The organism is Fonticella tunisiensis, from assembly GCF_004364155.1.
Taxonomy (GTDB): domain Bacteria; phylum Bacillota; class Clostridia; order Clostridiales; family Caloramatoraceae; genus Fonticella; species Fonticella tunisiensis.
In genome coordinates this window covers 1-15,444 of record NZ_SOAZ01000040.1, presented here as the reverse complement: position 1 = coordinate 15,444, position 15,444 = coordinate 1, and the positions used below count along the sequence as shown (strand labels likewise).

Sequence of the window (15,444 nt, the reverse complement as noted above, 5' to 3'; positions counted from 1 at the left end):
GTTGTCTTTCCATGGTCTACGTGACCGATTGTTCCAATGTTTACGTGTGGCTTGGTTCTCTCAAAATGTGCCTTTGCCATTATTTTTTCCTCCTTTATATACAATTAACAATAATTTATTTTAGTTATTTTGCCCTTTCTCCAGCTATCTGATCCTGGATGCTCTTAGGTGCCTCTTCATAATGGTCAAACTGCATTACATATACTCCTCTACCCTGTGTTCTTGAACGTAGAGTTGTCGCATATCCGAACATTTCTGAAAGTGGAACCATAGCTCTTATAATCTGTGCTCCACCCATTGGCTCCATACCCTCTATTCTTCCTCTTCTTGAGTTAAGGTCTCCCATTACATCTCCCATGTATTCTTCTGGAACTGTAACTTCAACCTTCATTATAGGTTCAAGAAGAACTGGGTCTGCCTTAGCCATGGCATTCTTAAATGCCATAGAACCTGCTATCTTGAATGCCATTTCTGAGGAGTCAACTTCGTGGTATGAACCATCGAATAAAACTACCTTGCAGTCTATAACTGGATATCCAGCAACAACACCGTTGTTCATGGCTTCCTGTATACCGCTATCTATAGCTGGTATATATTCCTTTGGAATAACACCACCAACAATGTTGTTAACAAATTCATAGCCCTTTCCTCTTTCCTGCGGAATAAGCTCAATCCAGCAGTGACCGTACTGTCCACGACCACCTGACTGTCTTACGAACTTACCTTCAGCCTTAACAGACTTTCTAATAGTTTCCTTATACGCAACCTGAGGTTTACCTACATTACATTCAACTTTGAATTCTCTTTGAAGTCTATCTACAATGATTTCAAGATGAAGCTCACCCATACCAGCTATGATTGTCTGGCCAGTTTCCTGATCCGTATATGTTCTGAAGGATGGGTCTTCCTCCGCAAGCTTTGAAAGTGCAATACCCATCTTTTCCTGTCCAGCCTTTGTTTTAGGCTCTATAGCGACATTTATAACTGGTTCTGGGAATTCCATTCTTTCAAGTATTATTGGCTTGTCAGGATCGCAGAGTGTATCTCCAGTTGTAGTATCCTTAAGACCTATAACAGCTGCGATATCTCCAGCCCTAACCTCATCTATTTCCTCTCTGTGGTTGGCATGCATCTTAACAAGCCTTCCGATTCTTTCCTTTTTATTCTTAACTGAGTTAAGAACATATGAACCCGATGTCATAACACCGGAATATATTCTTGTAAAGCAAAGCTTTCCAACAAATGGGTCAGTCATTATCTTAAATGCAAGGGCTGAGAATGGTTCATCGTCGCTTGCATGCCTTTCGTCGTCTTCTCCAGTTTCAGGATTTACGCCCTTTATAGCAGGAATATCAACCGGTGACGGCAGATATGCTACTACAGCATCAAGCATTGGTTGAACACCCTTGTTCTTGTATGAAGAACCACATGTAACTGGTACCATTTCGTTTGCTATTGTTGCTTTTCTAATTGCAGCATGTATCTCTTCCTCAGTGAATTCCTCACCTTCAAGATACTTCATCATAAGTTCTTCATCAGTTTCAGCAATTGCCTCCATGAGGTTTGTTCTGTATTCAGCAGCAATGTCCTTCATATCCTCTGGAATTTCAGTTTCTTCTGCCTGGGTTCCAAGGTCATCGGTATATATTATAGCCTCGTTTTTAATAAGGTCGATAATACCAACGAAGCTGTCTTCCTTTCCTATTGGAAGCTGTATTGGAACTGCATTGGCTCCAAGCCTCTCCTTGATCATCTTTACAACTCTATAGAAATCGGCTCCCATTATATCCATCTTGTTAACATAGGCTATTCTTGGTACTCCGTATTTATCCGCCTGTCTCCATACTGTCTCAGACTGTGGCTCAACACCGCCTTTAGCACAGAATACAGCCACTGCTCCGTCAAGTACACGAAGTGATCTTTCAACTTCTACTGTGAAGTCTACGTGCCCCGGCGTGTCTATGATGTTTATTACATGGCCTTTCCATTGTGCTGTTGTAGCAGCAGATGTAATTGTTATACCTCTTTCCTGCTCCTGCACCATCCAGTCCATTGTTGCAGCACCATCATGAACTTCGCCTATTTTATATGTTCTACCTGTATAAAATAGTATACGCTCGGTAGTTGTTGTCTTACCTGCATCTATGTGCGCCATTATACCTATATTTCTTAGTTTCTCTAATGGAAATTGCCTAGGCACTATTCTTCCTCCTCTCCGTCACGAGATTATTTTTAAAGTAGGTTGAAACCCTAAATGTATAAACAACATTTAGGGCAAACCTTACAATTTTATTTTTGTTGCTACCATCTAAAATGAGCAAAGGCCTTGTTAGCTTCTGCCATTTTATGCATATCTTCTTTCTTCTTAACTGCAGCACCTGTGTTGTTGTAAGCATCAAATAACTCTGCAGCGAGCTTTTCTCTCATGTACTTCTCGCCTCTTTTTCTTGCTGCTTCAACAAGATGTCTTATCCCCAGCGTCTGCCTTCTATCTGGTCTTACTTCTATTGGAACCTGATAAGTAGCACCACCGATTCTCCTTGCTTTAACTTCAAGGAGTGGCATAACATTGTTAAGCGCCTGTTCGAAAGCTTCAAGGGCATCCTTACCAGTTTTTTCAGCAAGCTTTTCAAAGGCACCATAAACGATCTTCTGTGCTACACCCTTCTTTCCATCCCACATAACCTGGTTTATAAGCTTTGTAACAACCTTACTTCCATATATTGGGTCTGGAAGAACGTCTCTCTTTGGAACACTACCTTTCCTTGGCACTTTTCTTCCCTCCTTAACACAAATTAATTCCTCGGTACTCGGCTTTTTAGCCGCAAAGTGCTCTGTAAATGCAATTTATATAAACCCGAAGGAGTTTTTCATTATTGCATTGCACATAGCACCAAAATCTTATTAATTACTTCTTATCCTTTGGTTTCTTTGTACCATACTTGGATCTCTGCTGCTTTCTGTTTGCAACTCCAGCAGCATCAAGAGCGCCTCTTACAATGTGGTATCTAACACCAGGTAAGTCCTTTACCCTTCCTCCTCTTATAAGAACAACGCTGTGTTCCTGAAGGTTGTGTCCTTCTCCAGGGATGTATGCAGTAACTTCAATTCCATTTGTCAGTCTAACTCTGGCGATCTTTCTAAGAGCTGAGTTAGGCTTCTTTGGAGTTGTAGTCTTTACTACAGTACATACACCTCTTTTTTGAGGGCTTCCTTTAAGTGCAGGTGATTTTGATTTTTCTTCAATCTTTTCCCTGCCCTTTCTTACAAGCTGGTTAATCGTTGGCATATGTGCACCTCCTTCCAAAATTCAAAAGCCAAATAAATATAATGCTATTAATTAGCTTGTTGACTAATCATTGACAACACATGCAGCAGCGGCTCCTACATCTATTCCACATAGAGCACCAAGTCTTTGCATAGTTTCTATGTGAACAAGCTCTACGCCAGTTTGCTGACATGCTTCAACAATAGGATTTATTATCTTTGGATCCGCATCATCAGCAACATAGACAATTTTCGCATTGCCGCTTTTAATTGCTTTTAAGGATTGCTTTGCTCCAACAACCCTCTTTTCAGGTAACTTAATATTCATATAATCCCCTCCTCTATATTAAGTGAACGGAAGCTATACCTATCACTTAAGAGGATACATAAATATTATAGGCAGTAAAGCCACTTCAGGCTTTACTGTCATGATCACACAAATGAAATTTTAACATTTTACTTCAACACTGTCAACCTTGTTGGTGTTAGTCTTGTTTTACTCCTCACTGGTTTTTTCTTCCTCTGTTTTAATTTTTATGCTTCTATATCTTGTCATACCAGTTCCAGCAGGAATGAGCTTACCAATGATTACATTTTCTTTAAGTCCTACAAGCGGGTCTATCTTGCCCTTTATAGCTGCATCTGTAAGGACCCTTGTAGTTTCCTGGAAGGATGCTGCTGACAGGAAGGAATCTGTTGCAAGGGCTGCCTTTGTTATTCCAAGGAGTGCAACTTTTCCAACTGCTGGCCTTAATCCCTGTGCCTCTGCCCTAGCGTTTTCCTCCTCATATTCAAATACGTCTACAAGGCTTCCTGGAAGAAGGTCGGTATCGCCTGCTTCTTCAATTTTAACCTTTCTGAGCATCTGCTTAATAATTATCTCAAGATGCTTGTCGTTTATTTCAACACCCTGGAGCCTGTAAACCTTTTGAACTTCAGAAAGGAGGTATGACTTAACAGCATCTTCTCCCTTTATTCTTAAAATATCATGAGGATTTACAGAACCTTCTGTTATGGCATCTCCAGATTCTATCCTCTGTCCTTCATATACATTTATCCTTGAACCATAAGGTATCTGATAAACCTTTTCTTCTCCGTTGTCGGCTACGACAGTTACAAGCCTCTTCTTTCTATCCTCATTAATCTTGACTGTTCCCGATATTTCAGTAATGATCGCAAGTCCCTTTGGCTTTCTGGCTTCAAATAGCTCTTCGACTCTGGGAAGACCCTGGGTAATATCAGCACCTGCAACTCCACCTGTATGGAAGGTTCTCATTGTAAGCTGAGTACCAGGCTCACCTATTGACTGAGCAGCTATGATACCTACCGCTTCACCGATGTTAACCTTCTCCCCTGTAGCCATATTCATACCATAACACTTAGCACATACGCCGTATCTCGTGCTGCAGGTGAACACACTTCTTATCTTTACCTTCTTAATATTTGCATTTATTATCCTATCTGCTACATCATCTGTAATGTACTCATTCTTTGATATTATTATTTCCCCAGTTTCCGGGTTTACAACATCCTCGGCTGCGTATCTTCCAACAAGCCTATCCTTAAGGGATTCTATAACTTCGTTGCCTTCTCTTATTTCTTCTACATAAATTCCCTTTTCGGTTCCACAGTCTTCCTCTCTTACAATTGTATCCTGTGAAACATCTACAAGCCTTCTTGTAAGGTATCCAGAGTCCGCAGTTCTAAGGGCAGTATCTGCAAGACCCTTTCTAGCACCGTGAGTTGATATAAAGTATTCCAGAACGTTAAGCCCTTCACGGAAGCTAGCTCTTATTGGAAGCTCTATAATTTTACCTGATGGATTTGCCATAAGCCCTCTCATACCACAGAGCTGTCTTATCTGGTTCTTTGAACCTCTCGCCCCTGAGTCAGCCATCATAAATATCGGATTGAACTTGTCAAGGCTGGCCATTAGAGCCTCCGTAACATTATCAGTTGTCTTTGTCCAGGTATCTATAACCCTTTCATATCTTTCCTCCTCGGATATAAAGCCCCTTCTATACATTCTCTGAATGTTGTCGACAGTTGCATCGGCTTCCGCAAGAAGAGTCTTCTTCTCCTCAGGAATTATCATATCCGAAACTGAAACGGTAACCGCACCTATTGTAGAGTAGTGATATCCGAGGGCCTTAATCTTATCAAGTGTAATAGATGCCTGGGTTGGTCCATGTTTTTTATAAACCCTGTCAACTATCTTTGCAAGCTGCTTTTTATTAACAAGGAAATCTATTTCATAATCAAGCAGCTTATCGGGATCACTTCTGTCAACAAAGCCAAGATCCTGTGGAATGGCTTCGTTAAATATAATCTTTCCTGGAGTAGTTTTAACTATTTTAGAAATCTTTTGACCGTTTATTTCTTTGGTAACCTTAACATTAATTCTTGCGTGCAACCCAACTTCCTTAAGCTGATATGCAAGAAGAACTTCATCAGGTGATGAGAAGTACTTGCCTTCTCCCTTATCTCCCTCTTTTTCAAGGGTTAAATAGTAGGAACCAAGTACCATGTCCTGTGACGGTACTGCAACTGGCTTTCCATCGGACGGTTTTAGGATGTTGTGGGCAGCAAGCATTAGGAATCTTGACTCAGCCTGTGCCTCAACGGAAAGAGGCACATGAACCGCCATCTGGTCACCATCAAAGTCAGCGTTGTATGCTGTACATACAAGTGGATGAAGCTTTATTGCCCTGCCTTCAACAAGTACCGGCTGAAATGCCTGAATACCAAGCCTATGTAGAGTTGGGGCACGGTTTAAGAGTACCGGATGGTCTTGAATTACCTCTTCAAGTATATCCCATACCTGGTTGTTTACCCTTTCTACCATTCTTTTTGCATTCTTAATGTTGTGTGCTATACCTTTTTCAACAAGCCTTTTCATAACAAACGGTTTAAAGAGCTCAAGGGCCATTTCCTTTGGAAGTCCGCACTGATACATCTTAAGTTCAGGCCCAACAACTATAACGGAACGTCCCGAGTAGTCAACACGCTTTCCAAGAAGATTCTGGCGAAATCTTCCCTGCTTGCCTTTTAGCATATCGGAAAGGGACTTAAGAGGTCTGTTTCCAGGACCTGTTACAGGTCTTCCTCGTCTTCCGTTATCTATAAGAGCGTCAACTGCTTCCTGAAGCATTCTCTTCTCGTTTCTGACTATTATATCAGGTGCTCCGAGATCTAAAAGCCTCTTTAATCTATTATTTCTGTTTATAACTCTTCTATAAAGGTCATTAAGGTCTGATGTTGCAAATCTTCCACCATCTAGCTGAACCATAGGTCTAAGGTCCGGTGGAATAACGGGTATAACATCAAGTATCATCCACTCAGGCCTGTTTCCTGATTTTCTAAAAGCCTCAACAACCTCAAGCCTTCTAACTGTTCTTACCCTCTTCTGTCCTGTGCTTGTTTCAAGCTCTGCCCTTAGCTCCTTTGAAAGCGCATCGAGGTCTATTTCCTTTAGAAGTTCTTTTATCGCCTCAGCCCCCATACCTGCTACAAAGGAGTCATATCCATACTTGTCAACAGCTTCCCTGTATTCCTTATCAGTTAAAAGCTGTTTCTTTACAAGCCCTGTATCCTTTGGATCGATTACAACGTATGCGGCAAAATAGAGAATCTTTTCAAGGGATCTTGGCGACATGTCAAGAATGAGGCCCATCCTTGATGGAATTCCCTTGAAATACCATATGTGAGATACCGGGGCAGCAAGTTCTATGTGCCCCATTCTCTCACGCCTTACCTTTGACTTTGTAACCTCAACACCACAGCGGTCACAAACAATTCCCTTATATCTTACCCTCTTGTACTTTCCGCAATGGCATTCCCAGTCCTTAATAGGTCCAAATATTCTTTCGCAGAAAAGTCCATCCTTTTCCGGCTTTAAAGTCCTGTAGTTTATAGTTTCTGGCTTTTTTACCTCTCCCTTAGACCACTCTCTGATTTTCTCAGGAGAAGCCAAACCTATTTGAATGGAGTCAAAATTATTAAGCTCAAACAAGGGGACATCCTCCCTTCATTTTATTTATCATCAAAATCATCAAAATCTGATAGATCTTCATCAAGGTTGGGTTCAATTCCTATATCTGCAAGGTCATCCAGTGAAAAACCATCATCTTCACCTTCATCTGAAATATAGTCGTCGTCCCTTACCTCAGTGTCATCATATATCGGTGTAACAGGTAGATCATCTCTTCCTTCCATTGTCTCTTCCAGTTCATCCAGGTCATCCTCAATTTCTTCTTTAATTGAGATTTCCTGTTTATCGTCAGTTAATACCTTAACATCAAGGCATAGAGATTGAAGTTCTTTAATAAGCACTTTAAAGGATTCTGGAACTCCAGGTTCAGGTATGTTTTCACCCTTTACAATTGCTTCATAGGTCTTTACACGCCCTACAACGTCGTCCGATTTAACCGTTAGTATCTCCTGGAGAGTATGAGCAGCACCATATGCCTCTATCGCCCAAACTTCCATTTCTCCAAATCTCTGGCCTCCAAACTGTGCCTTACCGCCAAGGGGCTGCTGGGTCACCAGTGAGTATGGCCCTGTTGATCTTGCATGTATCTTATCATCAACCAAGTGTGCAAGCTTTAGTATATACATATAGCCAACGGTTACCCTATTATCAAAGGGTTCTCCAGTTCTTCCATCATAAAGAACCATCTTTCCATCCGGATCAAGACCTGCCATCTTAAGGCATTCCTGTATGTCTTCTTCCTCCGCACCATCGAATACAGGGGTTGCAACATACCAGCCAAGCTTCGCCGCTGCAAGCCCAAGGTGAACTTCGAGTACCTGACCTATGTTCATACGTGATGGAACGCCAAGGGGGTTAAGAACAATTTCAAGTGGTCTTCCATCAGGCATAAATGGCATATCCTCAACTGGAAGCACCCTCGAAATAACACCCTTATTACCGTGGCGTCCTGCCATCTTATCTCCTACAGAAATCTTCCTCTTTTGGGCTATATAAACTCTTACAAGTTCATTAACTCCAGGCGGTAATTCATCACCCTTTTCTCTACTGAATACCTTAACGTCAACTATAATACCCGCCTCACCATGAGGAACTCTCAGGGATGTATCTCTAACTTCCCTTGCCTTCTCACCGAATATCGCTCTTAAAAGCCTTTCCTCTGCCGTAAGTTCCGTCTCACCCTTTGGAGTAACCTTACCAACAAGAATATCTCCTGCCCTTACCTCAGCACCAATTCTTATTATACCTCTATCATCAAGGTCTCTTAAGGCGTCTTCACCTACGTTAGGAATATCCCTCGTTATTTCTTCCGGTCCAAGCTTGGTATCCCTTGCCTCGCATTCATATTCCTCTATATGAATTGATGTAAACACATCATCCATTACAAGCTGTTCTGAAATAAGTATAGCGTCCTCATAGTTATAACCTTCCCATGTCATAAAGCCTATAAGTACATTCTTACCAAGGGCTATTTCTCCCTGATCTATTGATGGGCCGTCTGCAATAATGTCGCCTTTTTTAACTATGTCACCTTCGTTTACTATAGGTCTCTGATTAATACATGTACCCTGATTGGAACGCTTAAATTTAAGAAGCTTGTAAGTATCTATCTTGCCGTTATCATCTCTTCTTATCTGTATCATGTCGCCGGTAACCTTAATTACCTTACCGTCTGCCTTGGCAAGAGGTATAACCCCTGAATCCCTTGCCGCCTGATACTCTATTCCCGTTCCAACGATAGGCGCTGAGGTCTTTATTAAAGGTACCGCCTGACGCTGCATGTTTGACCCCATAAGCGCACGGTTTGCGTCATCGTTTTCGAGGAATGGAATCATGGCAGTTGCAACTGACACTATCTGCTTTGGAGACACGTCCATAAGATCAACTTCGGAAGGAGAAACTACTATTATCTCTTCCTTCGATCTTGCAGTAACTCTCTTGTCTATAAACCTTCCTTCTTCATCCAGCGGTTCGTTTGCCTGAGCTATTATATACTGATCTTCCTCATCGGCAGTTAAATAAACGATCTTATCTGTAACGATACCATTCTTTTTATCTACCACTCTATATGGCGCCTCAATGAAACCATATTCGTTAACCCTTGCATAGGTCGCAAGTGAGTTTATAAGTCCTATGTTTGGACCTTCAGGAGTTTCTATTGGACACATCCTTCCATAATGTGAATGGTGAACGTCTCTAACTTCAAATCCTGCTCTTTCCCTTGAAAGACCCCCTGGTCCAAGTGCTGAAAGCCTTCTTTTATTTGTAAGCTCTGAAAGCGGGTTCGTCTGGTCCATAAACTGTGAAAGTTGGGAACTTCCAAAAAATTCTTTAATAGCAGCTGCTACCGGCCTTATGTTTATAAGCTGCTGTGGAGTCACGACATCAAGGTCTTGAATGGTCATTCTTTCCTTAACAACTCTCTCCATTCTTGAAAGCCCTATTCTAAACTGATTCTGAAGGAGTTCTCCAACAGATCTTAGCCTTCTGTTGCCAAGGTGATCTATATCATCCACATAGCCTATGCCAAATACAAGTCCAAGATTATAGCTGATTGAAGCAAAAATGTCATCCTTTATTATATGCTTTGGTATAAGCTGGTTCATTCTCTGCCTTATTGCATCCTTTATATCATCCTCATCCTTAAACTCTTCAAGTATTTTCTTTAATGTTGGATAATGAACCATCTCTTTAATATTGAGGCTTGAAAAATCATAAGGCAATCCCAGGTTATGTATATCAACAAAGTTGTTTCCAATAATTCTAAAAGTCTTTCCATCTACAAGTACATCTACTACGTTTATTCCAAGGTCACGTATTTTGACTGCTGTTTCTCTATCTATTTTTTGGCCCTCTTCAACGAGTATTTCACCTGTTTTAGGATGTACAACCGGTCGGGCAGCTACCTGGCCTACAAGCCTGTTTGATATTGAAAGCTTTCTATTAAACTTATACCTTCCAACTCTTGATAGGTCATATCTCTTCGGATCAAAGAACAGACCTTCAAGAAGAGCTGTTGCACTTTCAACGGTTGGGGGCTCGCCCGGCCTTAATCTCTTATATATTTCAAGAAGTCCTTCTTCTACTGTCTTGGTATTATCCTTTTCGATTGTAGCCCTAAGCTGATCGTTTTCTCCAAAGAACTGAAGTATTTCTCCATCGGTTCCAAGCCCTAATGCCCTGATAAATACTGTAAGGGGCAGCTTTCTTGTTCTATCAATTCTAACGTAAATTATATCGTTTGAATCAGTTTCATACTCTATCCATGCGCCTCTGTTCGGAATAACAGTGGATGAATAAAGCCTCTTTCCCGACTTATCTATAGTCTCTGCATAGTAAACTCCAGCGGATCTTACCAGCTGGCTTACTATAACTCTTTCTGCACCATTAATAACAAAGGTACCCTGATCCGTCATGAGAGGAAAATCTCCCATGAATACTTCCTGATCCTTTACTTCTCCAGTTTCCTTATTTACAAGTCTTACCTTAACCTTTAAAGGAGCTGCGTATGTTGCATCCCTCTCCTTGCATTCTTCTACGGTGTATTTTATATTGTCATAGTCAAGTTTGTAATCAATAAACTCTAAAACAAGGTTTCCAGTATAATCCGTAATAGGATTAACGTCCTCAAAAACTTCCTTTAGTCCTTCCTCAAGGAACTCCCTGTAGGAATTAAGCTGTACCTCGATTAGGTTAGGTGCTTCTATTACTTCTCTTATCCTGGAGAAACTCATTCTGGTTCTCCTACCAACCTTCACAGGATGTACCATTAAAATCTCACCCCTTATGCATAGTTAAATGGCCAAAAAACTGTGACCATGTATTTCCTTAAAAAATAGCTAAAAAAATCGATATTAGCTATCTTTATATTCTTAACAATTTTCATTCGATATATACAAATTGGCATATTTGTATATAAAAAGCTTATAATTTAAAACACAATACACCCATTATTCGTGCATTTTAATATATTATCATAATGCAAATTCCATGTCAAGTTCCTTTTTCCAACCAATGTTCGAGTCTACTAAAACTTTTAAGTCTACAGATAAATGTGAACAGAACTATAAATGAAATAGTTGAAGTTTCAATTTGAGGATTTACTCTTCCATCTTTTAACCCCTTGATTTTTTCTCCAAGATGGTATATCTTAGAGAAGTAGGTAAGCATTTGTTTTAAATAACTTTTGTTCATCTGAAAACATCCTTTCTATTAGTTTGTTGCAAAATTCATTATAGAAAGGATGTTTTCATTTTTAAACCCTAAATTTTTTCCAGTAAAAATCGGAATTTACATATTTCAATTATTATTCGTCTAAACCTTGACATATCAAGGGGCTACGCCCTATTTAGCTTTTAGTCTGCGAAACTTCTGTTACAAACATTTGAATTAAATATATTCTTTCTTAAAATTCTTATATTTTTCATCGTTATTTTATTTTTTATTAATCTTGACCCAACTTAATGAATTGTTCTCAAATTTTAAAATAAAAATAGGTGCTGATTTTATCAGCACCTATTTTTATTTTATTTTTATTATTTAAATTACTTAATCTCTACAGTTGCTCCAACTTCAGCAAGCTTTGCCTTTATGGATTCTGCTTCTTCCTTGCTCACGCCTTCCTTTATTGGCTTTGGAGCGTTGTCAACAACGTCCTTGGCTTCCTTAAGTCCAAGCCCAGTTATTTCTCTTACAACCTTAATAACCTTAACCTTTTCTCCACCTGCTGCAGCAAGAATTACATCAAATTCAGTCTTTTCTTCAGCAGCTGGAGCTGCTCCTGCTGCTCCTACAACTGCTACTGGAGCTGCTGCGCTAACTCCAAACTTTTCCTCAAATGCCTTTACTAATTCATTTAGTTCAAGAACAGTCATTTCTTCTATAGCTTTTAAAATATCTTCTCTTGTCATAATTGCACCTCCATAAATTTTAAACTATTTATTAAGCGTTTGCTTCGCCTTCCATCTTGTCTCTTAATGCAGCTAATGCGTATGCAAAGTTTGACAATGGAGCCTTCATGCTGCCAAGAAGTCTTGAAAGAAGAACTTCTCTTGGTGGTATCTTTGAAAGCTCAACAACCTTTGCTGTATCAAATATTTCACCTTGAACTATACCAGCCTTAAGTTCTATTGCCTTATGATCCTTTGCGAAATCAGCAAGTATTCTTGCTGGAGTTGTAGGATCATCATATCCAAATGCTATAGCAACAGGTCCCGCAAGATATTGATCAAGGCCTTCATATCCTAATTCCTTTACAGCCCTTGAAGTAAGAGTGTTTTTTACAACTCTGTATTCAACACCAGCTTCTCTCATTTTCTTACGAAGCTCAGTGTCCTCTTCAACCGTTATACCGATGTAAGATGTAAGGATTGCAGACTGAGCTCTTTGAAGCTTTTCAACAATCTCTTTAACTTTGGCTTCCTTTATTTCTCTGTTGCCCATTTGTACACCTCCTCGCCTGAAATGGTGGCCTTTTACTAAATAACAAAAGGCCTCCCGTAGACATGGAGAGGCCATTGATTTCATATCTCAAACCTCGGTAGGTTGGTTTCCCGTTACGCCATAAGGCACCTACTGTCTACGGTATTATTTACTTAATTAACATTCATTAAAATATTATATCAGCTGACACTAATCATGTCAACAATTTACAAACTGGTTGATTTATCCTATTCAAGTACTCTAGCTGGGTTGATCTTAATTCCAGGTCCCATTGTGCTTGAAACAACAACGCTCTTAATGTATTGTCCCTTTGCCGCTGCTGGCTTAGCCTTAATTATTGCATCCATAAGAACCCTAAAGTTATCAAGAAGCTTTTCCGTTCCGAAGGATTTCTTTCCAATTGGAACGTGAATTATAGCTGTCTTGTCAACTCTGTATTCAACCTTACCTGCTTTAATATCTGCTATAGCCTTTGCTACATCAAATGTAACTGTACCTGATTTTGGATTTGGCATTAATCCCTTTGGTCCAAGGATTCTACCAAGTCTTCCTACAACGCCCATCATGTCAGGTGTTGCAACAACTACATCATAGTCAAACCAATTTTCCTTTTGAATCTTTTCAACAAGTTCCTCTGCACCAACGTAATCCGCACCTGCGGCTTCTGCTTCCTTAGCCTTTTCTCCCTTTGCAAACACGAGAACTCTAACCTTCTTTCCAGTTCCGTGTGGAAGAACAACTGCTCCTCTAACCTGCTGGTCAGCATGTCTTGGATCTACACCAAGCTTTACAGCCAGCTCTATTGTTTCATCAAACTTAGCCTTTGAGGTTTTTATAGCTAAATCCATAGCTTCCTGAGCGGAGTAAAGAGCACTTTTATCAAAAAGCTTTGTGCTTTCTATATAATTCTTACCTCTTTTCATAATTTAATCCTCCTTTAGTGGTTTTAACGGTTTTTTACCTCCCACTTTCACACGAAGGGAAGGAGTTATTCAACTACTTCGATGCCCATACTTCTCGCAGTTCCCTTGATCATGCTTATAGCAGCTTCCAGGGAACCTGCATTAAGGTCTGGCATCTTAAGCTCGGCAATCTCCCTAACCTTATCGATTGACACCTTTGCAACCTTTGTTCTGTTTGGTGCTGCAGAACCGCTTTCGATTCCTGCTGCCCTCTTAAGAAGAACTGCAGCTGGTGGTGTCTTAAGAATAAAGCTGAAGGATCTATCCTGGTAGACTGTTATTACTACAGGAATAATTAAACCTGCTTGGTTTGCAGTTTTTGCATTAAATTCTTTTGTAAACTGCATTATGTTTACACCGTGCTGACCAAGAGCAGGTCCTACCGGTGGAGCTGGTGTTGCTTTTCCTGCAGGCAATTGAAGTTTAATCATACCTACTACCTTTTTAGCCATGTTTGTTGCACCTCCTTATAAATACTAAAGGCTATATCTTTTCAATCTGGTTAAAATCAAGCTCTACAGGGGTTTCCCTGCCAAACATGTTAACCAGAGCCTTTATCTTTCTTCTTTCCTGATTAATTTCCTGTATTTGCGCTACAAAGTTTTCTAGTGGGCCTGAAATAATCTTCACATTTTCTCCAATCTCTACATCAATGTCTACTAGAGGCTGAATTATGCCCATAGATTCTACTTCCTCTTCTGTGAGTGGTACTGGCTTTGATCCTGGCCCCACAAATCCTGTAACTCCTCTTGTGTTTCTAACTACATACCATGAGTCATCAGTCATTATCATTTTAACAAGGACATAACCTGGAAATTTCTTTCTTTGTACCACCCTAGTCTTGTCGTTTTTAGTTTCTACAACCTCTTCCAGTGGCACCTGAATATCAAATATGAGGTTTTGAAGTCCTCTGTTCTCAATGGTTTTTTCAAGATTTGCCTTTACTTTGTTTTCATAACCTGAATAGGTATGAATTACATACCACCTTGCTTTTTCTACCATAGCTTTAGGGACTTAAGGCAGGTCCCTACCTCCTTTTACTTAATATACTTTATCACAGTGCGAAGGATATAACCAAACACTGAATCAAATAACCATAAAACAAGAGTGAAGAATGCTACCGTTGATAATACAACACCTGTAGTATTTGATACTTCTTCCTTTGGCGGCCAGGTTATTTTCTTGAACTCAGCCTTTAGCTCTCTAAAGAATTTTACAACCGGATTGGCACCCAAAACATTGCCAACCTTTGTTTGAGCTGCCATAAACTCACATCCTTAATAGTTTTTTAAAGAGGAATTACATAAAACTAAATTACCTTGTTTCCTTATGAACAGTATGCTTTCTGCAGAATTTGCAATACTTTCTAAGCTCTATTCTGTCAGGGTCATTCTTCTTGTTCTTCGTTGTGTTATAATTTCTTTGCTTGCATTCTGTGCACGCAAGTGTTATCTTTACTCTCACCCTCTACACCTCCTAGTCCGATGCTAAGTTCGATAGCACCCTGAAAGTTTACACATCTCCTACAAGATATCACAAGATATAAATACTGTCAATACTACACTATTTTAAACTACAAATGAAGATTTTTCAAGTTAAAAATCATTTTGTAATATTATTTCATCTTATGTGAATTTTATCCATTTAATCACTTTAAAAAGGACCAGGTGTAACCCCAGTCCCTTACAAATTATTCAAATATCTTGGAAACAACTCCAGCTCCTACTGTTCTTCCGCCTTCACGAATAGCAAATCTAAGTCCGTCTTCCATAGCGATTGGAG

At 40.0% G+C, this 15,444-nt stretch carries 14 protein-coding genes and 1 other annotated feature; all 14 genes read right to left on the bottom strand.

Going from position 1 to position 15,444, the window contains the following annotated elements; translation table 11 throughout:
- Nucleotides 1-124 precede the first annotated feature (124 nt).
- Complete coding sequence (fusA, locus tag EDD71_RS14325; RefSeq protein ID WP_133629419.1) at nucleotides 125-2,200, bottom strand: elongation factor G; 2,076 nt, start codon at nucleotides 2,198-2,200, stop codon at nucleotides 125-127.
- 101 nt (nucleotides 2,201-2,301) lie between these two features.
- Nucleotides 2,302-2,772 carry a 30S ribosomal protein S7 gene (gene rpsG / locus EDD71_RS14320; protein WP_133629418.1) on the bottom strand — a complete coding sequence of 157 codons (471 nt, stop codon included), beginning with the start codon at nucleotides 2,770-2,772 and terminating at the stop codon, nucleotides 2,302-2,304.
- A gap of 136 nt (nucleotides 2,773-2,908) precedes the next feature.
- A complete protein-coding gene (rpsL, locus tag EDD71_RS14315; protein WP_133629417.1) occupies nucleotides 2,909-3,289 on the bottom strand; it encodes a 30S ribosomal protein S12 in 381 nt (126 codons plus the stop codon).
- Between the two features lie 63 nt (nucleotides 3,290-3,352).
- Nucleotides 3,353-3,595 carry a ribosomal L7Ae/L30e/S12e/Gadd45 family protein gene (locus EDD71_RS14310; protein WP_133629416.1) on the bottom strand — a complete coding sequence of 81 codons (243 nt, stop codon included), beginning with the start codon at nucleotides 3,593-3,595 and terminating at the stop codon, nucleotides 3,353-3,355.
- Between the two features lie 168 nt (nucleotides 3,596-3,763).
- Nucleotides 3,764-7,279, bottom strand: a complete 3,516-nt coding sequence (gene rpoC / locus EDD71_RS14305; RefSeq protein ID WP_133629415.1) for a DNA-directed RNA polymerase subunit beta' — start codon at nucleotides 7,277-7,279, stop codon at nucleotides 3,764-3,766.
- A 20-nt stretch (nucleotides 7,280-7,299) separates the two neighbouring features.
- A complete protein-coding gene (rpoB, locus tag EDD71_RS14300; protein ID WP_133629414.1) occupies nucleotides 7,300-11,028 on the bottom strand; it encodes a DNA-directed RNA polymerase subunit beta in 3,729 nt (1,242 codons plus the stop codon).
- A 774-nt stretch (nucleotides 11,029-11,802) separates the two neighbouring features.
- Nucleotides 11,803-12,168 carry a 50S ribosomal protein L7/L12 gene (gene rplL, locus EDD71_RS14290; RefSeq protein ID WP_133629413.1) on the bottom strand — a complete coding sequence of 122 codons (366 nt, stop codon included), beginning with the start codon at nucleotides 12,166-12,168 and terminating at the stop codon, nucleotides 11,803-11,805.
- Between the two features lie 31 nt (nucleotides 12,169-12,199).
- Nucleotides 12,200-12,700, bottom strand: a complete 501-nt coding sequence (gene rplJ / locus EDD71_RS14285; protein ID WP_133629412.1) for a 50S ribosomal protein L10 — start codon at nucleotides 12,698-12,700, stop codon at nucleotides 12,200-12,202.
- A gap of 33 nt (nucleotides 12,701-12,733) precedes the next feature.
- Nucleotides 12,734-12,860, bottom strand: a sequence feature (ribosomal protein L10 leader region).
- Between the two features lie 67 nt (nucleotides 12,861-12,927).
- Nucleotides 12,928-13,623, bottom strand: coding sequence for a 50S ribosomal protein L1 (gene rplA, locus EDD71_RS14280; protein ID WP_133629411.1), 696 nt, complete (start codon nucleotides 13,621-13,623; stop codon nucleotides 12,928-12,930).
- A gap of 65 nt (nucleotides 13,624-13,688) precedes the next feature.
- Nucleotides 13,689-14,114: a 50S ribosomal protein L11 gene (rplK, locus tag EDD71_RS14275; RefSeq protein ID WP_133629410.1), complete on the bottom strand. Its 426-nt coding sequence runs from the start codon at nucleotides 14,112-14,114 to the stop codon at nucleotides 13,689-13,691.
- 31 nt (nucleotides 14,115-14,145) lie between these two features.
- Nucleotides 14,146-14,664, bottom strand: a complete 519-nt coding sequence (nusG, locus tag EDD71_RS14270) for a transcription termination/antitermination protein NusG (RefSeq protein ID WP_133629409.1) — start codon at nucleotides 14,662-14,664, stop codon at nucleotides 14,146-14,148.
- Between the two features lie 35 nt (nucleotides 14,665-14,699).
- On the bottom strand, nucleotides 14,700-14,927 hold the full coding sequence (gene secE / locus EDD71_RS14265) for a preprotein translocase subunit SecE (protein WP_133629408.1): 228 nt from the start codon (nucleotides 14,925-14,927) through the stop codon (nucleotides 14,700-14,702).
- A 49-nt stretch (nucleotides 14,928-14,976) separates the two neighbouring features.
- Nucleotides 14,977-15,126, bottom strand: coding sequence for a 50S ribosomal protein L33 (rpmG, locus tag EDD71_RS14260; protein WP_133629407.1), 150 nt, complete (start codon nucleotides 15,124-15,126; stop codon nucleotides 14,977-14,979).
- Between the two features lie 226 nt (nucleotides 15,127-15,352).
- The coding region (locus tag EDD71_RS14255; protein WP_479724202.1) for an EF-Tu C-terminal domain-related protein at nucleotides 15,353-15,444 on the bottom strand (92 nt) is incomplete at its 5' end.